At 73.3% G+C, this 22,321-nt stretch carries 23 protein-coding genes; 12 read left to right on the top strand and 11 right to left on the bottom strand.

Annotated features, from left to right (window positions below):
• Positions 1 to 20 precede the first annotated feature (20 nt).
• A complete protein-coding gene (locus tag ACIBK9_RS49440) occupies positions 21 to 1,115 on the top strand; it encodes a prephenate dehydrogenase (protein WP_397166190.1) in 1,095 nt (364 codons plus the stop codon).
• Between the two features lie 63 nt (positions 1,116 to 1,178).
• Here ACIBK9_RS49440 and ACIBK9_RS49445 read toward each other — a convergent pair whose 3' ends face one another.
• Positions 1,179 to 2,033, bottom strand: a complete 855-nt coding sequence (locus ACIBK9_RS49445) for a glycosyltransferase family 2 protein (RefSeq protein WP_397166191.1) — start codon at positions 2,031 to 2,033, stop codon at positions 1,179 to 1,181.
• Between the two features lie 118 nt (positions 2,034 to 2,151).
• Between ACIBK9_RS49445 and ACIBK9_RS49450 the strand changes: the two genes are divergently transcribed.
• The 5 genes from ACIBK9_RS49450 (at position 2,152) to aspS (ending at position 7,797) form a co-directional block, all read left to right on the top strand.
• Positions 2,152 to 2,757, top strand: a complete 606-nt coding sequence (locus tag ACIBK9_RS49450) for a TetR/AcrR family transcriptional regulator (RefSeq protein WP_397166193.1) — start codon at positions 2,152 to 2,154, stop codon at positions 2,755 to 2,757.
• 13 nt (positions 2,758 to 2,770) lie between these two features.
• Positions 2,771 to 4,129 carry a carotenoid oxygenase family protein gene (locus ACIBK9_RS49455; RefSeq protein ID WP_397166195.1) on the top strand — a complete coding sequence of 453 codons (1,359 nt, stop codon included), beginning with the start codon at positions 2,771 to 2,773 and terminating at the stop codon, positions 4,127 to 4,129.
• Positions 4,130 to 4,183: 54 nt separating this feature from the next.
• A complete protein-coding gene (gene cmk, locus ACIBK9_RS49460) occupies positions 4,184 to 4,840 on the top strand; it encodes a (d)CMP kinase (protein ID WP_397166197.1) in 657 nt (218 codons plus the stop codon).
• Positions 4,841 to 4,876: 36 nt separating this feature from the next.
• The gene (gene der, locus ACIBK9_RS49465) at positions 4,877 to 6,268 is read left to right on the top strand and encodes a ribosome biogenesis GTPase Der (protein WP_352358193.1); all 1,392 of its coding nucleotides are present in this window, start codon (positions 4,877 to 4,879) and stop codon (positions 6,266 to 6,268) included.
• 272 nt (positions 6,269 to 6,540) lie between these two features.
• Complete coding sequence (gene aspS / locus ACIBK9_RS49470) at positions 6,541 to 7,797, top strand: aspartate--tRNA(Asn) ligase (protein WP_397166199.1); 1,257 nt, start codon at positions 6,541 to 6,543, stop codon at positions 7,795 to 7,797.
• 23 nt (positions 7,798 to 7,820) lie between these two features.
• Here aspS and ACIBK9_RS49475 read toward each other — a convergent pair whose 3' ends face one another.
• From ACIBK9_RS49475 to ACIBK9_RS49485, 3 genes are read right to left on the bottom strand one after another with little or no spacing between them, the layout of a single operon-like run.
• Positions 7,821 to 9,377, bottom strand: coding sequence for an MFS transporter (locus ACIBK9_RS49475; protein ID WP_397166200.1), 1,557 nt, complete (start codon positions 9,375 to 9,377; stop codon positions 7,821 to 7,823).
• Positions 9,378 to 9,382: 5 nt separating this feature from the next.
• A complete protein-coding gene (locus ACIBK9_RS49480) occupies positions 9,383 to 10,036 on the bottom strand; it encodes an LppX_LprAFG lipoprotein (RefSeq protein ID WP_397166201.1) in 654 nt (217 codons plus the stop codon).
• A 60-nt stretch (positions 10,037 to 10,096) separates the two neighbouring features.
• Positions 10,097 to 10,555: a MarR family transcriptional regulator gene (locus ACIBK9_RS49485; RefSeq protein ID WP_352321897.1), complete on the bottom strand. Its 459-nt coding sequence runs from the start codon at positions 10,553 to 10,555 to the stop codon at positions 10,097 to 10,099.
• Between the two features lie 80 nt (positions 10,556 to 10,635).
• Between ACIBK9_RS49485 and ACIBK9_RS49490 the strand changes: the two genes are divergently transcribed.
• On the top strand, positions 10,636 to 11,562 hold the full coding sequence (locus ACIBK9_RS49490) for a cation diffusion facilitator family transporter (protein WP_397166203.1): 927 nt from the start codon (positions 10,636 to 10,638) through the stop codon (positions 11,560 to 11,562).
• A gap of 103 nt (positions 11,563 to 11,665) precedes the next feature.
• On the opposite strand, the gene ACIBK9_RS49495 is transcribed toward ACIBK9_RS49490, so the two are convergent.
• From ACIBK9_RS49495 to ACIBK9_RS49510, 4 genes are all read right to left on the bottom strand, one after another.
• Entirely contained in the window at positions 11,666 to 12,640 is a 975-nt protein-coding gene (locus ACIBK9_RS49495) for an alpha/beta hydrolase family protein (protein WP_397166205.1), read from the bottom strand.
• A gap of 213 nt (positions 12,641 to 12,853) precedes the next feature.
• The gene (locus ACIBK9_RS49500; RefSeq protein ID WP_397166207.1) at positions 12,854 to 13,447 is read right to left on the bottom strand and encodes a 4'-phosphopantetheinyl transferase family protein; all 594 of its coding nucleotides are present in this window, start codon (positions 13,445 to 13,447) and stop codon (positions 12,854 to 12,856) included.
• Between the two features lie 17 nt (positions 13,448 to 13,464).
• On the bottom strand, positions 13,465 to 14,034 hold the full coding sequence (locus ACIBK9_RS49505; RefSeq protein ID WP_397166209.1) for a hypothetical protein: 570 nt from the start codon (positions 14,032 to 14,034) through the stop codon (positions 13,465 to 13,467).
• Positions 14,035 to 14,124: 90 nt separating this feature from the next.
• Entirely contained in the window at positions 14,125 to 15,519 is a 1,395-nt protein-coding gene (locus tag ACIBK9_RS49510) for an aminopeptidase P family protein (protein ID WP_358293722.1), read from the bottom strand.
• 139 nt (positions 15,520 to 15,658) lie between these two features.
• Between ACIBK9_RS49510 and ACIBK9_RS49515 the strand changes: the two genes are divergently transcribed.
• The 5 genes from ACIBK9_RS49515 to ACIBK9_RS49535 all read left to right on the top strand — a co-directional run bounded on the left by ACIBK9_RS49515 (position 15,659) and on the right by ACIBK9_RS49535 (position 20,184).
• Positions 15,659 to 16,087, top strand: a complete 429-nt coding sequence (locus tag ACIBK9_RS49515) for a CBS domain-containing protein (RefSeq protein ID WP_364331049.1) — start codon at positions 15,659 to 15,661, stop codon at positions 16,085 to 16,087.
• A 46-nt stretch (positions 16,088 to 16,133) separates the two neighbouring features.
• Positions 16,134 to 16,742: a hypothetical protein gene (locus ACIBK9_RS49520; protein WP_397166211.1), complete on the top strand. Its 609-nt coding sequence runs from the start codon at positions 16,134 to 16,136 to the stop codon at positions 16,740 to 16,742.
• The gene (locus ACIBK9_RS49525) at positions 16,739 to 17,659 is read left to right on the top strand and encodes a carbohydrate kinase family protein (RefSeq protein WP_397166212.1); all 921 of its coding nucleotides are present in this window, start codon (positions 16,739 to 16,741) and stop codon (positions 17,657 to 17,659) included. The genes ACIBK9_RS49520 and ACIBK9_RS49525 overlap by 4 nt, the downstream gene beginning before the upstream one ends.
• A gap of 75 nt (positions 17,660 to 17,734) precedes the next feature.
• On the top strand, positions 17,735 to 18,508 hold the full coding sequence (locus tag ACIBK9_RS49530; protein WP_352321865.1) for a cyclase family protein: 774 nt from the start codon (positions 17,735 to 17,737) through the stop codon (positions 18,506 to 18,508).
• The gene (locus ACIBK9_RS49535) at positions 18,505 to 20,184 is read left to right on the top strand and encodes a thiamine pyrophosphate-binding protein (protein WP_397166214.1); all 1,680 of its coding nucleotides are present in this window, start codon (positions 18,505 to 18,507) and stop codon (positions 20,182 to 20,184) included. Before ACIBK9_RS49530 ends, ACIBK9_RS49535 begins: the two co-directional genes overlap by 4 nt.
• Before the next feature lie 41 nt (positions 20,185 to 20,225).
• On the opposite strand, the gene dhaM is transcribed toward ACIBK9_RS49535, so the two are convergent.
• From dhaM to dhaK, 3 genes are read right to left on the bottom strand one after another with little or no spacing between them, the layout of a single operon-like run.
• On the bottom strand, positions 20,226 to 20,600 hold the full coding sequence (gene dhaM / locus ACIBK9_RS49540; RefSeq protein ID WP_352358152.1) for a dihydroxyacetone kinase phosphoryl donor subunit DhaM: 375 nt from the start codon (positions 20,598 to 20,600) through the stop codon (positions 20,226 to 20,228).
• Positions 20,600 to 21,322 (bottom strand): dihydroxyacetone kinase subunit DhaL, encoded by a 723-nt coding sequence (gene dhaL, locus ACIBK9_RS49545; RefSeq protein WP_397166216.1) that lies wholly within the window; start codon positions 21,320 to 21,322, stop codon positions 20,600 to 20,602. The genes dhaM and dhaL overlap by 1 nt, the downstream gene beginning before the upstream one ends.
• On the bottom strand, positions 21,322 to 22,302 hold the full coding sequence (gene dhaK, locus ACIBK9_RS49550; protein ID WP_397166218.1) for a dihydroxyacetone kinase subunit DhaK: 981 nt from the start codon (positions 22,300 to 22,302) through the stop codon (positions 21,322 to 21,324). The genes dhaL and dhaK overlap by 1 nt, the downstream gene beginning before the upstream one ends.
• Between the last annotated feature and the right edge of the window lie 19 nt (positions 22,303 to 22,321).

The following is a 22,321-nucleotide window of genomic DNA, read 5'->3' on the forward strand; positions in this document are numbered from 1 at the left end:
CGATAAATCAGGACATCGATATGGCCTCGGAACTCCGTACCGTGCTCGTCGTCGGCACCGGTCTCATCGGCACCTCGGCGGCCCTGGCGCTGCGCAAGCACGACGTGCGCGTGCTGCTCGCCGACCGTGACGCGGCCGCCGTGCGGCTGGCCAGGGAACTGGGCGCGGGCGAGGAGTGGGAGCCGGAGCGGCTGCCCGCCGGGCAGGTCGACCTGGCGGTCATCGCGGTGCCCCCGGCGCACGTGGCCGACGAGCTGCTGAAGCTGCAGAGCCGCGGCGTGGCCCGGTTCTACACCGACGTCGCCAGCGTCAAGGCCGAGCCCATCCGCATGGCCGCGCGGCTCGGCTGCGACCTGACGACCTACGTCGCCTCCCACCCGCTGGCCGGGCGGGAGAAGTCCGGTCCGGGCGCGGCCAGGGCCGACCTGTTCCTCGGCCGGCCATGGGCGCTCTGCCCGACCGGCGAGGCCGCCGACGACGCCAGGGCGGCGGTGCTCAAGCTGGTCGAGCTGTGCGGCGCCAACCCCGTCGAGGTGGGCGCGGAGGAGCACGACCGCGCGGTCGCCGTCGTCTCGCACGCCCCGCATGTCGCCGCCTCGGCCGTGGCGGCCCGCCTGGCCGACGCCACCGAGGTCGCGCTCGGCCTGGCCGGGCAGGGGGTGCGCGACGTGACCAGGATCGCGGGCGGCGACCCCGGGCTCTGGCTCGGCATCCTGTCGGGCAACGCGACCCCGGTCGCCGAGGTGCTGGAGGCGGTCTCCCGCGACCTGGCCGAGGCCGCGACCGCGCTGCGCTCCCTGGCCGAGGGCGACGGCACCGCGAGCGGCGACCTCACCCAGCTCCTCAAGCGCGGCGTCGCCGGGCACGGGCGCATCCCCGGCAAGCACGGCGGCCCCGCTCCCGCGTACGTGGTCGTCCAGGTGGTCATCGGTGACCGTCCCGGCCAGCTGGCGCGGCTGTTCCAGGTGTGCGACGAGGTCGGCGTCAACGTCGAGGACGTGCGGCTGGAGCACGCGCCCGGGCTGCCCCTGGGCATCGCCGAGCTGTGGGTCCAGCCGGACGCGGCCGCCCCGCTCGCCGACGCCCTGCGCGAACGCGGCTGGCAGGTCCCCTGACGTTCCCCGACCGGGGACACTGAGCACGACGCGACGGGCGGGCGCCGAGCCCCGCCCACGGCGTCAGCCGGCCGTGCGCTCCAGTCTGCGGCGGGCGCGTTCCACGGCGACCGGCAGGCCGCGCCGGGCGGCCAGGGCCCTGGGCAGCCGCCGTACGGCGGTGCGCAGCCCCTCCCGGCCCGCCGGACCGCCCAGCAGCGCCTCCAGGGACCGGCGCGCCACCACCGGCCAGGGACGGCGCAGCACGGCGGTCAGCACGGCGTTGCGCGCCGCCAGCGCCTGCCTGCCGCGCGGGTCGCGGGCGGGGGAGGGGTGGTGGTGGGCGACGACGCCGTCCACGTAGGCCAGCCCCCAGCCGCGCGCGGCCAGGTCCACGGCCAGCCGTTCCTCCTCGCCGAAGAAGAAGATCACGTCGTCGAAGCCGCCCGCCTCCAGGAACGCCTCCCTGCGCACGACGGCCCCGCAGGCCAGGAAGCCCAGCACGCTCGGCCCCGGCAGGTCGTCCTCGACGCCGAGCGGGGAGTCGCGCATCGCCTCCGACGCCGCGTCCAGCCGCTCCTGCGGCCCGACCAGCACGCGCGCGCCCAGCACGGCCAGGCGGGGGTGGGCGTCCAGCACGTCGGCGGCCAGTTCCAGGGCGCCGGGCGCCCACCAGGAGTCGTCGTCGGCGAAGGCGACGTAGGGCGTCTCGGCCAGGCGCACGCCGACGTTGCGGCCCGGCGCGCCCAGATTGGCCCCCGCCTCGACCACCTGGACGTCGGGGAAGTGCTTGCGGACGAACCCGGCGGTCCCGTCGGAGGAGCCGTTGTCGACGAGGATCACCGGCCTCGGGTGGCGGGGGATCGTCCGGGCCAGCGTTCTGACCCGGTCCCTGGTGGCCACCACGACCGTGACCCGCGCTCGGTTCGTCTCCGTCACGCCGGACCTCCTTACCTGGGCGGACGCCCTTACTCCTCGCCGGCGGCATTGACGGCGGGACGCAGGAGGCGTACAAAGGTCGGTAACAGCGTTACCGAGAAGAAACGGTGTTACTCACATGGCGGTCACCGCGTACCGGCAAGCCCAGCAGGAAGGCCAGAGCGTGGTCAGGACGGCCATTCTCGACGCCGCCAAACACCTGCTCGTCGCCGAGGGCCCGGCGGCGCTCACCGTCCGGCGCATCTCCGGCGAGGTCGGCTGCTCCACGAAGGTGATCTACACCCTCTTCGGCGGCAAGGACGGTCTCAGCGAGGCGCTGTGGCTGGAGGGCTTCGCCCGGCTGGAGGCGCGCCTGCTGGCCGTCCCCGCCCAGGAGGACCCGCTCCCGGCGTTGCACGCGGGCCTGGCGGCCTACCGCGAGTACGCGCTGGACGAGCCCGACTACTACCGGGTCATGTTCCAGAACGCGATGCACGGCTTCCAGCCCGCCCCCGACGCGGTCGCGGCCGGCCGGCGGACCTTCGACATCCTGGTCGAGGCCGTGGCCGCCTGCCTGGAGGCCGGACGGCTGCGCGGGGCCGACTCCGGCGAGATAGCCGACGTGCTGTGGATGGCGATCCACGGCGCGGTGAGCCTGGAGATCTCCGGCTTCTTCGACAGCGCCGAGGCGGAGCGGCGCTACCGGCTGCTCTACACCTCCGTGCTCACGCCGTTCCTGACCTGAGAGGAAGCGCACGATGACCAGCACCCCCTTCCGCAACGGCTTCGCACCCGCGACGGAGGAGATCACGGCCTTCGACCTGGAGGTCACCGGCCGCATCCCCGCCGAGCTCGACGGCCGCTACCTGCGCAACGGCCCCAACCCGCTCAGCCTCGACGACCCGGCCGCCACCCACCTGTTCATGGGGGAGGGCATGGTCCACGGCGTGCGGCTGCGCGGCGGGCGGGCCGAGTGGTACCGCAACCGGTGGGTGCGCAACGCCGAGGTGGCCCGCCGGCTGGGCGAGCCGCCGGCGCCGGGCCCGGTGCACGCGGGCATGGACTTCGCGGCCAACACGCACGTCATCGGCATCGCCGGGCGCACGTTCGCGACCGTCGAGGCGGGCGGGCTGCCGTACGAGCTGAGCTACGAGCTCGACACGGTCGGCGCGTGCGACTTCGTCGGCGGCCTGCCCGGCGGGTACGCCGCCCACACCCACCTCGACCCGGTCACCGGCGAGCTGCACGCGATGGCCTACTTCGCCGGCTGGGACCACCACCAGCACATCGTGATCGACCCCAAGGGCGTGGTGGCCCAGGTCAGGGACATCCCCGTCGCCGACCGCCCGATGCTGCACGACTTCGCGCTGACCCGCCGGTACGTCGTGATCTACGACCTGCCGGTCACGCTCAGCATGGCCCACGCCGAGCGCGGCGCGCCGCTCCCGTACGCGTGGGACGACGCCCGGCCCGCCCGGCTCGGCCTGCTCTCCCGCGAGACCGGCGACGTGCAGTGGGTGGAGATCGACCCCTGCTGGGTCTTCCACACCCTCAACGCCTACGACGACGGCGACCAGGTCGTGGTGGACGTCGTCCGCTACCCCAAGCGGTTCGTGGACGCCCGGCTCGACCTGGGCGGCGCGCCCACGCTCGACCGGTGGCGCATCGACCCCGGCGCGGGCCGGGTCACCACCACCCGCCTGGACGACCGCCCCCAGGAGTTCCCCCGCATCGACGAGCGCCGCACCGGCAGCCCGTACCGCTACGGCTACACCTCGGCCGCCGCCGACCTGCACGACGTGATCTACCCGGCCGCCGAGCTGGAGGACCTGCCGGACGAGGCGTTCGACAACACGCTCATCAAGCACGACCTGGAACGCGGCACGCAGGAGGCGCGGCGGTTCGGGCGCGGCGCGTACGTGGGGGAGCCGGTCTTCGTGCCCTCCGGCGCCGCCGAGGACGACGGCTACCTGCTCACCTACGTCAACGACCCGGCCAGGGGAGCGGCCGACCTGGTGATCCTTTCGGCCCAGGACTTCACCGGCGAGCCGGTCGCGGTCGTGCACCTGCCCGCCAGGGTCCCGCTCGGCTTCCACGGGAGCTGGATCGCGGACTGACCGGAGGCGGTAGCCTCTTCAGGTTGGGGAAACACACGTGAAGAGGGAGAGGCCGTGTCCGGTCTGGTCGTCGCCATGGACGGTCCTTCGGGGTCGGGCAAGTCGAGCGTGTCGCGCGGGGTCGCCCGTGCGCTGGGCCTGCGTTACCTCGACACCGGGGCCATGTACCGGGCGATGACGTGGTGGATGCTCCGGCAGGGCGTCGACCTGGCCGATCCCGAGGCGGTCGCGGCCCGTTGCGGCGAGCCGTCCATCGTCTCCGGCACCGACCCCGAGGGGCCGACGATCCTGGTCGACGGCGTCGACGTGGGCGGGCCCATCCGGGAGGCCGAGGTGACCGGCTCGGTCTCCGCCGTGGCCGCCGTCCCCGAGGTGCGCAGGCGGCTGGTCGCGCTGCAGCGGGAGATCGCCGCCGCCGGTGACATCGTGGTCGAGGGCCGCGACATCGGCAAGGTCGTCTGCCCCGACGCGCCCGTCAAGGTCTACCTGACGGCCAGCGCCGAGGCCCGTGCCCGGCGCAGGAGCGCCGAGCTGGCCGGCTCGACGGTGGAGGCGCAGCAGGCCGCCATGGAGCGGCGTGACACCCTGGACTCGACACGTAAGACGGACCCACTCTCGATGGCGGATGGCGCCGTCGAGCTCGACACCACCGCGCTGAACCTCGAAGAGGTCATCGCGGAGGTGCTGAGGCTGGTCAAGGAGCGCACCTGACCTCCAGGTGCGGTACTCACCTAAGGATGAACAAGCATGTCAACGGGGGATTGGGTCGAGGCTGACCTCGACGAGCTGGAAGTCACCGAGCACGGCGACACCACGCCTCTGCCGGTCGTGGCCATCGTGGGCCGCCCCAACGTGGGCAAGTCCACGCTGGTCAACCGCATCATCGGCCGCCGCGAGGCAGTCGTGGAGGACGTTCCGGGCGTCACCCGCGACCGCGTCACCTACGACGCCAACTGGCGCGGCCGCCGCTTCACCGTCGTCGACACCGGCGGCTGGGACCCTGACGCCACCGGCATGAACCTGCGCATCGCCGAGCAGGCCCAGGTCGCCGTCGAGCTGGCCGACGTGATCGTGTTCGTGGTCGACGCCACCGTGGGCGCCACCGACGCCGACGAGATCGTGGGCGCGGTGCTGCGCCAGTCGGGCAAGCCGGTGCTGCTGGCCGCCAACAAGGTCGACAACCAGCAGCTGGAGCTGGAGGCCGCCGCGCTGTGGGCGCTCGGCCTGGGCGAGCCCTACCCGGTCTCCGCGCTGCACGGCCGCTCCAGCGGCGACCTGCTCGACGTGGTGCTCGACGCGCTGCCCGAGACGCCGCAGGTGACCTTCGGCGGCGAGCGCGGCCCGGCCCGCGTGGCGCTGCTCGGCAAGCCCAACGTGGGCAAGTCCTCGCTGCTCAACAAGCTGGCGGGCGAAGAGCGGGTGCTGGTCGACCCGATGGCGGGCACCACCCGCGACCCGGTCGACGAGCTGATCGAGCTGGGTGGGCGCACCTGGCGCTTCGTCGACACCGCCGGCATCCGGCGCCGCGACCGCGAGCTGCAGGGCGCCGACTTCTACGCGGCCATGCGCACCCGCGCCGCCCTGGAGCGCTCGGAGGTGGCGATCGTGCTGATCGACGCCAGCGAGCCGCTCACCGAGCAGGACCTGCGGATCATCGGCCTGGTGATCGAGTCGGGGCGGGCCATGGTGGTGGCCTTCAACAAGTGGGACCTCGTCGACGAAGACCGCCGCTACTACCTGGAGAAGGAGATCGACCGGCAGCTCGTGCGCACCCCGTGGGCGCTGCGGGTGAACATCTCCGCCAAGACCGGCCGCCACATGGACCGGCTGGTGCCGGCGCTGGAGAAGGCGCTCGACTCCTGGTCCACCCGGGTGCCGACGGCACGGCTCAACGCGTTCCTCACCGAGCTGGTGCACGCGACGCCGCCGCCCGTCCGGGGAGGCAAGCAGCCGAAGATCCTGTTCGCCACGCAGGCGTCCGTCGAGCCGCCCAAGTTCGTGCTGTTCACCTCCGGCTGGCTGGAGGACACCTACCGGCGCTTCATCGAGCGGCGCATCCGCGAGGAGTTCGGGTTCGCCGGGTCGCCGATCGACGTCACGATGAAGATCCGCGAGAAGCGCCCGAAGAAGGACAAGTAACGGCGTTGCCGTATCATCTACGGCAACACGTGGACGGAGACGAGTAGCCAGCGGGCCGCACGGGCCCAGAGAGCCGCCGGCAGCTGTGAAGGCGGTCCCGTGTCCGCTGGTGAAGACACTCCCGAGTGCGGGGAGGAAATGCCCCGCCGGCTGACCCCCGTCATCGGGTCGTGGAGGCCGCCCCTCGCGGGCGGCGAAAGTGCGGTGGCACCGGGAGCTCCCTTCTCCCCCGCACTCCCAAGGGGTCATGCATTTCCTGCAGAGGAGCTGTAATGATCTCTCGTGTCCTGTCGGCGTCGCTCGCTGAGCACGCCGGCCGACGAGTGACGATCGCCGGTTGGGTCCATCGCCGCCGGCACCTGAAATCCGTCTCCTTCCTGGTCGTACGCGACCGTGCCGGGCTGGCCCAGGTGGTCAGCGCGGACGGGGAACTGCCGCCGGAGGAGAGCGTCGTCCGGGTCACCGGCACCGTGACCCCGGCCGGGCAGGCGCCGGGCGGGGTCGAGCTGACCGGCCCGGAGATCGAGGTCCTGGCCGAGCCCGCCCAGGCCCCGCCGTTCGACCTCTACCGGCCGGTCGTGGCCGCGACGCTGCCGACCGTCCTCGACCACGCGCCCGTCGCGCTGCGGCATCCGCTGCTGCGGGCGCCGCTGGAGATCTCGGCGGCGAGCGTGGCCGGGTTCCGCGAGACGCTGGACGGCCTCGGCTTCACCGAGATCCACACGCCCAAGATCGTGGCCTCGGCCACCGAGTCCGGCGCGAACGTCTTCGGCATCGACTACTTCGGCCGCCGCGCCTACCTCGCGCAGTCGCCGCAGTTCTACAAGCAGACGATGGTCGGGGTGTTCGAGCGGGTCTACGAGGTCGGGCCGGTCTTCCGCGCCGAGCCGCACGACACCGTCCGCCACCTGGCCCAGTACACCAGCCTCGACGCCGAGCTGGGCTTCGTGGCCGACCACCGGGACGTGATGGCCGTGCTGCGGGAGGTCGTCGCCGGCATGGTGGAGTCGGTGCGCCGCCGGGCCGCGTCCGCCGTCGAGGCGGCCGGGGCCGTGCTGCCCGCCGTGCCCGCCGAGATCCCGGCCGTGCACTTCACCGAGGCACAGCGGCTGACCGGCGAGGACGAGCCCGACCTGTCACCGGCCCAGGAACGCTGGTTGTCGGACTGGGCGCTGCGCGAGCACGGGTCGGAGTTCCTGTTCGTCACCGGCTACCCGATGTCCAAGCGGCCGTTCTACACCCATCCCGACCCGGCCAGACCGGGCTACTCCAACGGCTTCGACCTGCTGTTCAGGGGCCTGGAGCTGGTGACCGGCGGCCAGCGCCTGCACCGGTACGACGACTACGTCCAGGCCCTGGGCGGCGACGTGGAGCCGTACGAGGGCTACCTCCAGGCGTTCCGGTACGGGATGCCGCCGCACGGCGGGTTCGCCCTCGGCCTGGAACGCTGGACGGCCCGGCTGACCGGCGCCGCCAACATCCGCCAGACCACCGCCTTCCCCCACGACCTGCACCGCCTGTCGCCCTGACCGGCGGCGCCACCTGATTCACGTCAATGTTCGGGGTCGGGGGCGGCGTCCGCGAGGGCGGGCGCCGCCTCCGGCAGGGCGCGGCGCGGCATGAGCAGCGCCACCGCCGCCCCCAGCAGGCAGACGAACGCCGTGAGCAGGAACATCTCGGTGTACTCGACGTGCAGGGCGGCATCGATCTGGGCCAGGTAGTCGGCCAACCGCCGCTGGTAGGTCTGCGCGTCCACGCCGAACGGCAGCGGCGTGTCCAGGTTCGCGGTCAGCGACTGGAACCGGTGGAACCCCCACGCCGACACGCCCGCCACGCCGACGAGCATGCCCATCATCCTGGCCACCACGACCGCCGCCGAGGCGACGCCGTGCTGGACGGCCGGGCTGACCCGCAGGACCGCCGACGAGACCGGCGCGATCACCAGGCCGAGGCCGAGCCCCGCCACGACCAGGTCGGCGTCCACGGCCAGGCCCGCGCCGGCCAGGTCGAGCGGCCAGCGGCTCATCAGCCAGTATCCGGCCGCGGCGATCAGCAGGCCGGGCACCGCCACCGTGCGTTCGCCGGCCCGCCGGGCCAGCACGCCGCCGAGCAGCGCGCCCACGGCCAGCGCGCCGAGGAACCGGGCCAGGACCAGCGCCGCGCCCAGGGCGTCCTTGTCCAGCAGCGTCTGGGCGGCGAACTGCACGAACACCATCGTCACCAGCAGGGCCGCGCCCGCCAGGAAGCTCACGCCCAGCGTCGCCAGCAGCGGCGACTTGCGGGCGGCCGACAGGTCGAGCAGCCGGACGGGGGAGCGGATCTCCCACCAGACGAAGACGCCGCCCGCCACCGCCCCGGCCGCGATCACCGGCGGCCCCCACGGCGGCAGCACCGTCGTGGCCGGGTCGGGGTTGTACAGGCCGACGACCAGGAGGGCCAGCGCCAGCGCCAGCAGGGCGCCGCCGGCGACGTCGACCCGGGCCGTGCCGGAGGGCGGCCGGGCCGGGACCGTACGCTGCACGGCGACGGCGGCCAGGGCGGCGAGGGGCACGTTGACCCAGAAGATGGCGTGCCAGCCGCCCAGCTCCACGCCCGCCACGGCGACCGGCGGGACCAGCGCCAGCACGCCGCCGTACAGGGGGCCGAGGGCGCTGCCCAGCTCCTGCGCCGCGCCCACCGCGCCCAGCGCGAGCGGCCGGTCGCGCTCCTCCCACAGGTCGCCGATCAGCGCCATCGTGATCGGCAGCAGCGCCCCGCCCGCCACGCCCTGCACCGTACGGCCCGACACCACCATCGCCTCACCGGCCGCCAGCGCGGTCAGCACCGAGCCGAGCGCGAACGCCGCCAGGCAGGCGTGGATCAGCGGCCGCCGGCCGTAACGGTCGGAGAGCTGACCGAGCAGCGGCATCGCGGCGACGTAGCCAAGCAGGAACCCGGTGACGACCGGCGTGACCCGCTCCAGATGGTTCTGCGGCACGCCGACGTCGTGGGCGATGTCCATCAGGACCGTCACGACCACGTAGGCGTCGAGCGCGGCCAGCAGCACCACCGCGCCGCCCGCGCCGAGCGCGACCCGGCGGGCGCGGTCCGCCGGGACGTTCCCGCTCACCTGGCTCATCCGGACGGGGGCGGCGTGATCGTCACCGGCGCGTCGTAGTCGCTGAACGTCACCGTCACCGTGCCGTTCTGCAGCGGCAGGCTCGCCTTGGTGAGCCTGCTGGTGGCCTTGTCGATCCAGACCTTGCCGTTGACGCCCTGCGTGACGCCCGGGACGATCTGCCCGACGACCTGCCCGGAGAACGTCGTGGCCACCCGGTACGAGCCGTCCTCGACCGCCTCCACCGTGGGGTCGGTCGCCGAGGCGAGCAGCTGCGCGATGCCCTTGCCCGGGTCGAGGATCACCGACGGGTCGTAGAACTGGGCGAGCTGCTGCCTGGTCATCGTCTGGAAGCCGCCGGTCGGCCCCTTGAAGTGCACGGTGTCGCCGATCAGGGCGAAGGTGATCTCCTGCAGCGTGCCCAGCACGTCCAGCGTGATCGTGCCGTCGGCGTCGCCCGCCGAGGTGAGCCTGCCGTCGGCCTTCTTGAGCGGCACGTTGGGCTTGCCCTCCGTGGCGATCGAGAAACCGGCCGACCTGACGGCCTTCATGGCCTCCGCGGACTTCTTCATCACCTCGGGCCCGGCGGGGAGCGCGTCACCCCCGCCGCCCCCCGCGGAGCAGGCCGGCATCAGCGCGAGCACGACAACGATCAGCAGCTTTCGGAGCATGAGCGGATCGTAGCGAGCGCCCGGGAATGCCGGTGAGCCGTCGCCGATATCGGTTGGGCCTCAGCGCAGCTTCTTCAGGTGGTCGACGATGGGACCGAACGCCTGCTCCAGCGCCTCCAGCTGGTCGTCGGTGAGCCGGTCGACGAAATGCTCGCGCACGCTCGCGACGTGGTCGGGCGCGACCCGCTGGATCGTCGCCCAGCCCTCGTCGGTCAGGACGGCGAACGTGCCGCGCCGGTCGTCGCGGCAGTCTTCCCTGGTGACCAGCCCTTTGGCCTCCATGCGCGAGATCTGGTGCGACAGCCTGCTGCGCGACTGGATCGTGGCGTCGGCCAGGTCGCTCATCCGCATGCGCCGCTCGGGGCTCTCGGAGAGGTTGACCAGGATCTCGTAGTCGTTCAGCGAGAGCTGGTGCTCCTGCAGCTCGCGGTCGAGGCGGTGCATGAGCAGCTTGTGCAGCGCGAGATGCGTACGCCAGGCACGCTGTTCGGCGGGGGAAAGCCAGCGGGGCGCGCTCATGATCCCCAATCTATCGCACGCCCGCGACGACGCGGCTACCTGCGGGGGGCCGCCGCGCAGGGCCGCCGTACAGTGATCTGATGGAGGAGAAGTCGGGGGAGAGCCTGGCGACCGTGCTGGTCGCGGGCGCCGCGAACCTGACCATCGCCCTGGCCAAGCTCGTCGCGGGGCTGATCGGCGGCTCGGCCGCGATGTTGTCCGAGGCGGCCCACTCGGCCGCCGACACGATGACCGAGCTGCTGCTGCTGGTCTCCGTACGCCGGGCGGGCAAGCCGCCCGACGAGCGCCACCCGTTCGGCTACGGCAAGGCGGGGTTCTTCTGGGCGATGATGGCGGCGGTCGCGACGCTGGTCGGCGGTGCGGGGTTCTCCGTCACCCACGGGCTGCACGAGATCAGCCACGGCGAGAAGCTGGGCAACCTCACGCCGTCCTACGTCGTGCTGGCCGTCTCGTTCGTGATCGAGGGCATCTCGTTCACGAAGGCGTACTCGCAGTTGCGCGCCGAGGCCGGCCGGTACAAGGTGCGTCCGGCGCGGCTGGTGCGGATCACGTCCGACACCGCGCTCAAGGCCGTGCTGTTCGAGGACGCCGCCGCGCTGGTGGGCCTGGTGATCGCGGCGCTCGGGCTGCTCGGCTCGCAGTGGTCCGGCTCGGCCCTGTGGGACGGCGCGGCCTCGGTCGCCATCGGCCTGCTCCTGCTGGTGGTCGCGCTCATCCTGATCCAGTCGAACCTGTCGCTGCTGATCGGCCAGGCCGCCCCCAGGCAGATCGAGGTCGGCATCCGCGCGGTGCTGCTGGCCCAGCCCGAGGTGGACGACGTGGTCGAGCTGCTGACGATGATGATCGGGCCGGGCTCCATCATGATCGCCGCCAAGATCGACTTCCGGGACGAGGCGAGCGCGGCGGGCGTGGAGATCGCCTGTGACGAGATCGACCGGCGGCTGCGCGACCGCTTCTCCGGCGTCACCCTGGTCTTCCTCGACCCCACCCCGACCCGCCGCCGCTAGGGCTGTTTCTCCGATCAGGTTCGGCCGCGCCCCCTCCAGAGAAGGTTCGCTTCCCACTCGAACGTGCGACCTCGTTGCCCGAGACAGTCGCGAAATCCGCGATCTAGTGAAGGGTTTGGGAGAAGAAGTCGAGCAGGGCTTTTCGTTGCAGGCGGAGGGCTTGCTGGGGGTCGATGGTGCCGTACTGCTCGGGGGTGGGGTTGGGGTCGAGCCATTCGCCGTCGGAGAAGGTCAGGTGCTGGGCGCCGGCCAGCCGGATGACCCGGCCTGGCAGCGGGGGGTGGCTGTCGGCTTGGGCGGAGGTCAGCGACAACAGGGGTTTGGTGATCGGCCAGCGGCTGACGTCGCCGAAGATCGGCTCGGTCCAGGGACCGTCCAGGTTGACACCGGCGATGATCCGCGGGTCGTCGTGCATCGCCGCGACCGTCGCCACGCCCCCGAAGGAGGCGCCGAACATGCCAACTCGTGCCAGGCCCAGCTGGTTCAGGACGAAGCGCACGTCGGCGACCCGGGTGGCGACCTCATGGGCGGTGTCGGGGTCCTTGACCTCGTCGACGATGCGGCCATCGGGAAACTCCACCTCCTCGGCATAGTGGGTGTGGTCGATGGTGACGACCTGGTAGCCGTGGCTGGCCAGCTCCTCCACCAGGACGGTGTTGCCGGTCCGGGTGTCGTGGGAGCCGTGGGCGTACACGATGACCGGGTGAGCGCCAGGGGCGATCGGGGCGTTCAGGTAGGCGTGGGTGACGGGCAGCTTCACCTCATCGGGGATCGCGTTGATCTGCCGGGTCCGCGCCTCGGCGCCTTTGGTCATGTACGGCGCGAGCGTTCCGCTGGATGTCGAGGTGGGATACCAGAGCTGAACCATCAGTTCACGCACCGGTTGCCCGTCCACCCAGTCGTCACGGCGGGTGGAGTCCACCAGCCGCAGCATCCTGGTGCCGATCCTTTTCGGGCCGGTGGGCGGTGGCAGGGTGAGCTGCGCGCTGGTGATCCGGGGCGGCGGCGTGGGCTTGTCGGACTGGTCGGCGGCGCTGGAAGAGGTGTTGGAACAGGCCGACATAGTGAGGATCGCCACCGTGCTTACGATCAACATTTTCATGCTTTTGAGGATCAGGAAGTACTCGGGGACAGTCATCCTTCCCTGGAATGAGCAGTCCCTGAGGTGGCTTCCCGGGGTTTCCCCTACGGGCTGCTGGGTTGTCGCCATTACTACGCACTCATGGACGCCCAGGTCGCGGCCATGACGTCAGCGTGAAGGGGGCGATGATCGTCTAGCCGGCCGGGCCCCTCAGAGCGACGGGACGGGAATCCGCTCGGCCGGCGTGTCGGTGACGACGGCGACCCTGATGTCCGGGGCGGCCCGCCATTCCAGCAGGTGGCCGAACGGCAGCGGGTCGACGCCGGTCGTGCGCAGCTCGTCCAGGGTGAGCTCGCCGCGTTTGACCAGGGCCTCCTTGCGGGTCCAGTGGCGGATCAGGTCGTCGTTGCCCGTCACCAGGGCGCGTTCGGCGGGGGTGAGCGCGTGGTCGGCCAGGCCCTCGTTCAGCGGGCCTGTCGGCACGTGCTCGGCGTCCACGCCGACCCGGCCGGGGCCGGCCGCGGCGCACACGTAGCCGCGGGTGTGGCTGAAGCTCACGCCCAGATCGGGGGCCTCGCGCAGGTACGGCCTGCCGTGGCCGGGGCCGTGCACCTCGCAGTGCTGCAGCAGGGTCAGCCCCTCCGGCGGCAGATCCAGCACGGCCGCGGCGCACAGGCGGACGAGCAGGTGGGCCGCGACGAAACAGGCGCGGTCGGCGGGGAAGACGAACCGGTCGGCGCGTTCGCGCTCGGCCTCGGTCAGCCACGTCTCGGGGGCGCGCACCTCTTCGGGGCGGCCGCCCATCGCCAGGGGGACGATCGTCAGTCCTTCTTCTTCGCCGCGGGGTCGTCGAGCTTGTGCTGGTCCTCCGAAGCCGCGCCGAGCACGGTCACGTCCTGGACCTTCCACGCGCCCTTCTGTTTCACAAGCGTGATCTTAAGGTGCGAATCCTGCACCGAGCGAATCGCCTGCGCGGTGTTCACCTGCTGGTCCACGACGACGATGGCGTGCGCGGTGGCCTGGCCGGCGTCGGCCAGGTAGACCTCGCGGACCTTGGCCTGGGAGACGGCCTTGAGCTTGACGATCACCTGGGACATCGCGCCGCCGAACGCCGCGTCGTAGGTGGCCTGGAAGTCGCCCGTGGCCTGGGCGGACAGGGTCGAGCGGGCGCTCTGGAGGTCCTTGTAGTCGTAGCTGAGCAGGGCCCGGCCGAAGGCGCTCGCGGCGCCGGAGACCTCCAGGCGCAGGGCGCGTTCGCGCTCCAGGCGGGCCAGCGCGTCCCGGGCCCGGGAGGCGTCGATCCACTGCGGCACGGCCGTGGCCGCGACGGCCGCCGCCAGCAGCGCCGCCAGCGCGCCGAGCACCCGCCCCCGTGTGAACCGCCCGCCCACCGCCGCCCCCGCCGCCGTCCCGCCGCACTCCAGCCCACGATGCCAGCCCAGGCGAACCTTGTCAGTCGGCCACGAAAAGTGACCGGGCCGTCACGAGCGGACGACGTTCATCCAGGACTCGATCTCGTCGGGGTGGCGGGGGAGGGCCTTCGACATCAGGGTGGCGCCCTCGGCGGTGACCACCAGGTCGTCCTCGATGCGGATGCCCATGCCACGCAGCTCGGCGGGCAGCGTCAGGTCGTCGGGCTGGAAGTACAGGCCCGGCTCGACCGTCAGGACGTTGCCCTCCTCCAGCACGCCGTCGAGGTAGACCTCGGCCCGCGACCTGGCGCAGTCGTGCACGTCGAGGCCGAGCATGTGGCCGCTGCTGCACAGCGTGTAGCGGCGGTACAGGCCCGACTCCATGAGGGCGTCGGGGGAGTCCTTCAGCAGGCCCCAGTCGTGCAGGCCCTCGCAGATGACGCGCATGGCCGCCAGGTGGAAGTCGCGGAAGCTCGCGCCGGGCTTCAGCGCCGCGATGCCGGCGTCCTGGGCGGCCAGCACCAGCTCGTACGCCTGCCGCTGCGCCGCGGTGAACCGGCCCGACAGCGGGAACGTCCGGGTGACGTCGGCGGTGTAGAGGGTGTCGGTCTCGACCCCGGCGTCCAGCAGGAGCAGGTCGCCCTCGGCCAGCGCGCCGTCGTTGCGGATCCAGTGGAGCACGCAGGCGTGGGCGCCGGAGGCCACGATGCTGTCGTAGCCGACCGCGTTCCCCTCCAGGCGCGAGCGCAGCCCGAAGACGCCCTCCAGGTAACGCTCGCCGCGCGGGTGGCCGAGGGCCGCGGGCAGGGCGCGCACGACGTCCTCGAAGCCGCGCACGGTGGCGTCCACGGCCGACTGCAGCTCGCCGACCTCCCACTCGTCCTTGACCAGCCGCATCTCCGACAGGAACACCTCCAGCTCGGCGTCGCGGCCGCCCGCCGGCACCAGCGCGTCGACGGAGGCGTCGACGCCGCGCAGCACCCGGGCCGGGCCCTCGGAGCGCAGGTCGCGGATGTGCGCGCACTCGATCTGGTACAGCTCCGACGCCTCGGCCAGGTCGGGCCTGCGGCCCACCCAGAACTCGCCGTAGCGGCGGTCGCGGTAGAACTCCTCGCCCTCCTCGCGCGGCGAGCGCGGGCGCACGTACAGCACGGCCTGCCCGGACGGCTCGATGACCAGCACGTCGCCGGGCTCGCCCGCGCCCGTCAGGTAGGAGTACGCGCTGTGCGGACGGAACCGGTAGTCGCTGTCGTTGCTGCGCACCTTGAGCGTGCCCGACGGGACGACCAGCCGCTCACCGGGGAAACGCGCGGCCAGCGCCGCCCTGCGCCGGGCCGCCCAGGGAGCGATCGGCAGCGCGGTCACGCCGGTGCGCCGGGTGTCGGCCCAGCCGGTGCGCATGAACGCGGCCAGCTCCGGGGTGATGGGCAGGTCGTGGCTTCCGGTGTTGAGCTGCTCGGTCATCGATGCCTTCCACGTCGTCGGAGATGCGGCAAGTCAGCCTACGTGACCGCTTGACGGTGTCCCCACTCGGTTGTTTGCCTGTGAGGACCGGGCATAAGCCGGCCCTCGGCCGGGGACAACGGGAGCAGAGGTGGTGCACATGCTCATCGGGACGATCCTGCGCAACAAGGGAAGCGCTGTCACCACGGTGGCGCCGGCGGCGACGGTCCGGGAACTGCTCGGCAAGCTCGCCGACCACAACATCGGCGCGGTCGTCGTCTCCACCGACGGCACGACGATCCAGGGGATCGTCTCCGAGCGCGACGTGGTGCGGCGGCTGCACGACCGGGGCCCCGAGATCCTCGACGCGCCGGTCTCCTCGATCATGACGACCGAGGTCCGCACGGCCGGGCCCGGCGACAACGTCGACGAGCTGCGCCGCACGATGACCACCCACCGGTTCCGCCACATGCCCGTGGTCGAGAACGGCCGCCTGGTGGGCATCGTCAGCATCGGCGACGTGGTCAAGAGCGCGATCGAGGAGCTGGAGACGGAGAAGGCGTCGCTCGTCGACTACCTCCACCGCTGACCGGGGCGTTGACAGGGGCGTCGATGGAGGTGGCACCCTTGGGTCCGTGACGTACGGCCCCCCTGAGCCCCCTCGGGCGACGAGCAGTCCGCCGATCATCCTGCTCGTGTCCGGGCTGGCCGCCGTGGTGGCCTTCATCCTGGGCATCTTCGTCGGGTACGGCGCGGAGGGCTCGTCGGCCTCGCCGGCCCCCAGGGTCACGGTGACGGTCGAGGGCACCGGCCCGCCCTCGGCCTCCGTCCCCGCCACCCAGCCCGCCCCGACGGACGCCCCGCAGACCGGCCCTCTCCAGACGGACCCCCTCCAGACCGGTCCCGCTCAGACCGGTCCTACGCAGCCCGGACCGGCGCAGACCGGTCCCACGCAGCCTGGACCCGCGCAGACCGGTCCCACGCAGCCCGGACCCGCGCAGACCGGGCCGATGGCCGGGATGCGCACGTTCGTCGTGGGCGTGGACATGCAGCCCGGCACCTACCGCACGACCGGTCCCGTCGCCGGTTCCACGAACTGCTTCTGGGCCCGGCTGAACAGCACGTCCCCCGACCTCGGCTCGGTGATCAACGCGGGCGCGCCGACCGGCCCGGCGAGCGTCACCATCGAGCCGGGCGACAAGGCGTTCCAGACCGCCGGATGCGCACAGTGGACCAAGGCGTGACGGCGGCCGGTGGGTTCGACCTCCTGGTCGTCGGCGACGCCAACCCCGACATCGTGCTGACCGGCGCGCCGCGCGACCTGGCGTACGGCCAGCGCGAACAGCTCGTCGCGGGCGGCGACCTGGTCCTCGGCGGGTCCGGCGCGATCACCGCGTGCGGGGCCGCCAGGCTCGGCCTGCGCACCGCCTTCGCCGGCCGCGTGGGCGACGACGCGGCGGGGCGTTTCGTGCTCGGCGCGCTGGCCGAGCGCGGGGTGGACGTCTCCCACTGCGTCACCGACCCCCGGCCCACGGCCATGACCGTCGTGCTCGCCGACGGGACGGACCGGGCCATCCTCACCTCGCCGGGCTGCCTGCCGCACCTGACCGCCGCGGACGTGCCGCGCGGCCTGGCCCGGCACGTGCACGTGTCGTCGTACTTCCTGCAGCCGGGACTGGCGGACGGGCTGCCCGCGCTGCTGGCGGAGCTGCGCGCGGCGGGCGCCACGACCTCGCTGGACACCAACGACGACCCGGCCGGCCGCTGGGACGGCCTGGCGGACGTGCTCGCCGTCACCGACGTGTTCCTGCCCAACGCCGGCGAGGCCAGGGCGATCGCGGCCCGCCTGTCCGGCGTCCGTGACGGGCCGCTGGAGGCCGTCGCGGCGCGGCTGGGCGCCCTCGGACCGGCCGTCGTCGTCAAGGACGGCGCGGACGGCGCCCTGGCCTGGGAGTCCGGCCTGGTGACGCGGGCCCCGGCCAGGCCCGTCGAACCCGTGGACACCGTCGGCGCGGGCGACAGCTTCGACGCGGGCTACCTCGCCGCCAGGCTGCGCGGGATGAGCCCGCGCGAATGCCTCGACGTGGCCGTGGCCTGCGGATCGTTGTCCACCCGCGCGGCCGGCGGCACCGCCGCCCAACCCACCTGGGACGACCTGTGAAGACCGCCCTGCCGTGTCGTTGCGCGGGTGAGTCCCGCTGGAGGAGGATGCGCTCAGCCCAACAAGGAGGATGACATGTCGGTGTTGCAGAGCTTCCTGGACAGCGTGCGCGGCGGTGCGATCGAGGTGGTCGACCTCACCGCGCCCCTGTCCTCCGAGACGCCGATCCTCCAGTTGCCCGAGCCGTTCGGCAACACCATCCCGTTCCGGCTGGAGGAGATCAGCCGTTACGACGACCGCGGCCCCGCCTGGTACTGGAACGACATCCACACCGGCGAGCACTCCGGCACCCACTTCGACGCCCCCGTCCACTGGGTCACCGCCCGCGACGGCCAGGACGTCTCCCAGGTGCCCGTACGCAGCCTGATCGCGCCCGCGGTCGTGCTCGACTTCGCCGCCGAGGCGGCCAAGGACCCCGACTTCCTGCTGCAGATCGACCACGTCAAGGAATGGGAACGCGCCAACGGCCCGCTGCCCGACGGCGGCTGGCTGCTCTACCGCACCGGCTGGGACGCCCGCTCCGCCGACCAGGCCGCCTTCCTCAACGCCGACGAGACCGGCCCGCACTCGCCGGGCATCTCGGTCGAGTGCGCGTCCTGGCTGGCCGCCGAGACCCCGATCCTCGGGCTCGGCGTGGAGACCGTAGGCACCGACGCCGGGGCCGCCCACTCCTTCGACCCGCCCTTCCCCTGCCACTCCTTCCTGCTCGGCGCGGGCAAGTACGGACTGACCCAGCTCCGCAACCTCGACCGCCTGCCGGTGACCGGGGCTGCCGTGGTCGCCCCGCCGCTGCCCATCGTGGGCGGCTCCGGCAGCCCCGTCCGCGTCCTGGCCCTGGTGGAACGTTGACCGTCCCGGAGACGGCGGCCGCGGCGGTCGGCCGGGCGCTGGCCGCCGGCGGCGTCCGCACGGCGTTCGGGGTGGTCGGCAGCGGCAACTTCCACGTCACGAACGCGCTGGTCGAGCACGGCGTCCGGTTCGTCGCGGCGCGGCACGAGGGCGGGGCGGCGACCATGGCCGACGCCTACGCCAGGATGAGCGGCGAGGTCGGCGTCGTCACGGTCCACCAGGGGCCGGGGCTGACCAACGCGATGACGGGGATCGCCGAGGCGGCCAAGAGCCGTACGCCGATGATCGTCCTGGCCGGTGAGGCGACGGACGCCCGCTCCAACTTCCACATCGACCAGGACGCCCTGGCCGCGGCGGTGGGCGCGGTCCCCATGCGTCTCACGGACGCCGCGCGGGCCGAGGAGCAGGCGCTCGAAGCCTTCCGCGTGGCCTCGCGGGAACGCCGCACGGTCCTGCTGAACCTGCCGCTCGACGTGCAGTCCGCCCCCTCCCGCTCCCGCGCCCCCGCCCCTGCCCTGACCGGCGCGGCCGGGCCCGACCGCTCAGCGGCGCAGGACACGACGGCCGGGCCCGACCGAGCGGCCGCGGACGACGCGACGGCCGAGCTCGGGCGGCTGCTGGCCGGGGCGCGGCGGCCGGTGTTCGTCGCGGGCCGCGGCGCCCGGCACGCCCGCCGCGAGCTGGAGGCGCTGGCCGACCGCACCGGCGCCCTGCTGGCCACCTCCGCCGTCGCCAAGGGCCTGTTCCACGGCAGCCCCTGGGACCTCGACGTGAGCGGCGGCTTCGCCACCCCGCTGGCCGCCGAGCTGATCCGCGGCGCGGACCTGATCGTCGGCTGGGGATGCGCCCTGAACATGTGGACGACCCGCCACGGCACGCTGATCCCGCCGGAGGCGAAGGTGGCCCAGGTCGACCTCGACCCGGCGGCCGTCGGCGCGCACGTCCGGGCCGACCTCGGCGTGGTCGGGGACGTCCGCGCCGTGGCGGCGGCCCTCACCGTGCCGGGCGGCGCCGCGCCGGGCTACCGGTCGGCCGAGCTGGCCCGGCGGATCAGGGACGAGGGGCGCTGGCGCTCGGTGCCGTACCGGGACGAGAGCGGCGCGGGCCGCATCGACCCGAGAACGCTCACCATCGCCCTGGACGACCTGCTCCCGAGCGAGCGCGTCGTGTCCGTCGACTCGGGCAACTTCATGGGATACCCCTCGATGTTCCTCGACGTGCCGGACGCCGGCGGGTTCTGCTTCACCCAGGCGTTCCAGTCGGTCGGGCTCGGCCTGGCGACCGCGATCGGGGCCGCCCTGGCCCGTCCGGACCGGCTGCCGGTGGCCGCCCTGGGCGACGGCGGCGCGTTCATGGGCATCGCCGAGCTGGAGACCGTCGTCCGGCTGGGGCTGCCCATGGTGGTCGTGGTCTACGACGACGAGGCGTACGGGGCGGAGGTGCACCACTTCGGGCCGCACGGGCATCCGCTCGGCACGGTCCGCTTCCCGCCCGCCGACCTGGCCGCGATCGCCCGGGGCCACGGGTTCGCGGCGGTGACCGTCACGGACGCCGCCGGGCTGGCGGGCGTGGCCGAATGGCTCAAGGGGCCCAGGGACCGCCCGCTGCTGGTGCACGCCAGGATCACCGGCGAACGCGGCTCCTGGTGGCTGGAGGAGGCCTTCAAAGGCCACTGAGCGGGGCCATGGGCCGGGTCCGGGGCCGGGGTTCGGGGCGGTCAGAGTTTGCGATAGGTGCGGGCCTCTTCGGCGGCGGCCAGCACCTCCGCCAGCGACCCGCCCGTGCACGCCGCCACGCACGCCGCCACCGCCCCCTCCACGAACGGCACGTCCGCGATCACCACCCGCCCGTCCTCCTCCAGCAGCCGGGCGGTCAGCACCGAGCTGCCGAGGTCGGGGATGATCAGCACGCCGTCGCCCCGGTCCACGCTGCGCACCGCCTGCTCGACGAGGTCGAAGCTGGTGCCCAGGCCGCCGTCCGCGGTGCCGCCGGCCGCCGCCACCGGCACGGGCTCCGCGGCGATCCCCAGGGCCAGCGCCGCCGTCTCGGCCGCCAGCCCGGCACTGTGCGAGACCAGCACCACCCCGACCATCAGCCCTCCGCCCGCCCCTGGCCCTCCGCCGGGCTCCGGCCCTCCCCGGGGGTCCGGCTCTCGGCCTGATCCTGGCCCGCTGCCTGGTCCTGGCCCTCTGCCCGGTTCCGGGCCACCGTGGCCAGGGCGCGCATGATCAGGGCCGCCGAGGCGGCTCCCGGGTCCTCGTGGCCCACGCTGCGTTCGCCCAGGTAGCTGGCCCGGCCCTTGCGGGCCTGGAGGGGGATCGTCTCGCGCGCGCCCTCGGCCGCCGCGTCCGCCGCCCGTTCGAACGCCTCCAGCGCCCCGATGCCGTCCCGTACGGCCAGGGCCAGCGACCGGGAGGCCGGGACCAGCGCGTCCACCATGGTCTTGTCGCCCACGGCCGCCTTGCCCAGCCGTTCCAGCGCGACCACCCCCTCCTCGAACGCCGCCTCGAAGCGGGCCAGCGTCACCGGGGACTCCAGCGTCCGGCCCATCTGCCGGAACATCGACCCGTACAGCGGGCCGGAGGCGCCGCCGACGCGGCGGATGAGGGCCGTGCCCGCGTCGGCCAGCACCTGCCCCGGGGAGCCCGGCGGCCGGTCGGCCAGCGCCTTGGCGACCTCGGTGAAGCCGCGGTCGAGGTTCGCGCCGTGGTCGGCGTCGCCGATGGCCGCGTCGAGGTCCGTCAGCCGTTCGCGGTCGCGGCGGACCAGCCGGGCCGCCTCGTCGAGCCAGTCCGCGAAGAAGCGGGTGTCCATCAACGCCCCCAGCGCAGCGCCGGCGTCTCGACGGGCGCGTCCCAGAGCCGGATGAGCGGGTCGTCGACCCGGCACACGGTGACCGAGAAGCCCTGCATGTCCAGGCTCGTCACGTAGTTGCCGACGAGCGAGCGGGCCACCCGCGCGTCCTTGCCCTTCACGAACGCCGCGACCTCGGCGAACAGCACGTACAGCTCCATGAGCGGGGTGCCGCCCATGCCGTTGACCATGACCAGCAGGTCGCCGCGGAGCGGCAGGTCGCTGTGCAGGGCCTCCATGGCGACGGCGGCCAGCTCGCGGGCCGAGGCCATCGGCACCCGCGTGCGGCCGGGCTCGCCGTGGATGCCGATGCCCAGCTCCACGTCCGTCTCGGGCAGGTCGAACGTCGGCTTGCCCGCCGACGGCGTCGTGCACGAGGTCAGCGCGATGCCGAAGGACCGGCTGCGCTCGTTCACCTCGGCGGCCACCCTGGCCACCTCGGTCAGCGGCGCGCCCTCCTCGGCCAGCGCGCCCGCGATCTTCTCCACGAACAGCGTCGCGCCCGTGCCGCGCCGCCCGGCCGTGTAGAGCGAGTTCTGGACGGCCACGTCGTCGTCGACCAGCACGGAGGCCACGTCGTTGTCCTCGGCCAGCTCGGCGGCCATCTCGAAGTTGAGCACGTCGCCGGTGTAGTTCTTGACGATGTGCAGCACCCCGGCGCCGCCGTCGACGGCCTTGGTGGCCTCGATGATCTGGTCGGGCACGGGCGAGGTGAAGATCTCGCCGGGGCAGGCGGCGTCCAGCATGCCGTGGCCGACGAACCCGGCGTGCAGGGGCTCGTGGCCCGAGCCGCCGCCCGACACCAGCCCCACCTTGCCGGGGCGCGGCCCCGCGGCCCGGTAGACCACGCGGTCCTGGACCCTCAGCTCGGGATGGGCCGCGGCCATGCCGTTCAGCGCGTCCTCCACCACGGAGTCGGCGGTGTTGATGAGCTTCTTCATGGTCAGAACATCTGCCCGT

It is taken from the genome of Nonomuraea sp. NPDC050227 (assembly GCF_044459705.1).
Taxonomy (GTDB): domain Bacteria; phylum Actinomycetota; class Actinomycetes; order Streptosporangiales; family Streptosporangiaceae; genus Nonomuraea.

Bases quoted from the DNA above. Each gene is read 5' to 3' on its own strand.
- ACIBK9_RS49440 (WP_397166190.1), top strand. From the start codon at position 21: ATGGCCTCGGAACTCCGTACCGTGCTCGTCGTCGGCACCGGTCTCATC.
- ACIBK9_RS49450 (WP_397166193.1), top strand. From the start codon at position 2,152: ATGGCGGTCACCGCGTACCGGCAAGCCCAGCAGGAAGGCCAGAGCGTG.
- ACIBK9_RS49455 (WP_397166195.1), top strand. From the start codon at position 2,771: ATGACCAGCACCCCCTTCCGCAACGGCTTCGCACCCGCGACGGAGGAG.
- der (WP_352358193.1), top strand. From the start codon at position 4,877: ATGTCAACGGGGGATTGGGTCGAGGCTGACCTCGACGAGCTGGAAGTC.
- aspS (WP_397166199.1), top strand. From the start codon at position 6,541: ATGATCTCTCGTGTCCTGTCGGCGTCGCTCGCTGAGCACGCCGGCCGA.
- ACIBK9_RS49480 (WP_397166201.1), bottom strand. From the start codon at position 10,036: ATGCTCCGAAAGCTGCTGATCGTTGTCGTGCTCGCGCTGATGCCGGCC.
- ACIBK9_RS49485 (WP_352321897.1), bottom strand. From the start codon at position 10,555: ATGAGCGCGCCCCGCTGGCTTTCCCCCGCCGAACAGCGTGCCTGGCGT.
- ACIBK9_RS49490 (WP_397166203.1), top strand. From the start codon at position 10,636: ATGGAGGAGAAGTCGGGGGAGAGCCTGGCGACCGTGCTGGTCGCGGGC.
- ACIBK9_RS49500 (WP_397166207.1), bottom strand. From the start codon at position 13,447: ATGGGCGGCCGCCCCGAAGAGGTGCGCGCCCCCGAGACGTGGCTGACC.
- ACIBK9_RS49510 (WP_358293722.1), bottom strand. From the start codon at position 15,519: ATGACCGAGCAGCTCAACACCGGAAGCCACGACCTGCCCATCACCCCG.
- ACIBK9_RS49515 (WP_364331049.1), top strand. From the start codon at position 15,659: ATGCTCATCGGGACGATCCTGCGCAACAAGGGAAGCGCTGTCACCACG.
- ACIBK9_RS49530 (WP_352321865.1), top strand. From the start codon at position 17,735: ATGTCGGTGTTGCAGAGCTTCCTGGACAGCGTGCGCGGCGGTGCGATC.
- dhaM (WP_352358152.1), bottom strand. From the start codon at position 20,600: ATGGTCGGGGTGGTGCTGGTCTCGCACAGTGCCGGGCTGGCGGCCGAG.
- dhaL (WP_397166216.1), bottom strand. From the start codon at position 21,322: ATGGACACCCGCTTCTTCGCGGACTGGCTCGACGAGGCGGCCCGGCTG.
- dhaK (WP_397166218.1), bottom strand. From the start codon at position 22,302: ATGAAGAAGCTCATCAACACCGCCGACTCCGTGGTGGAGGACGCGCTG.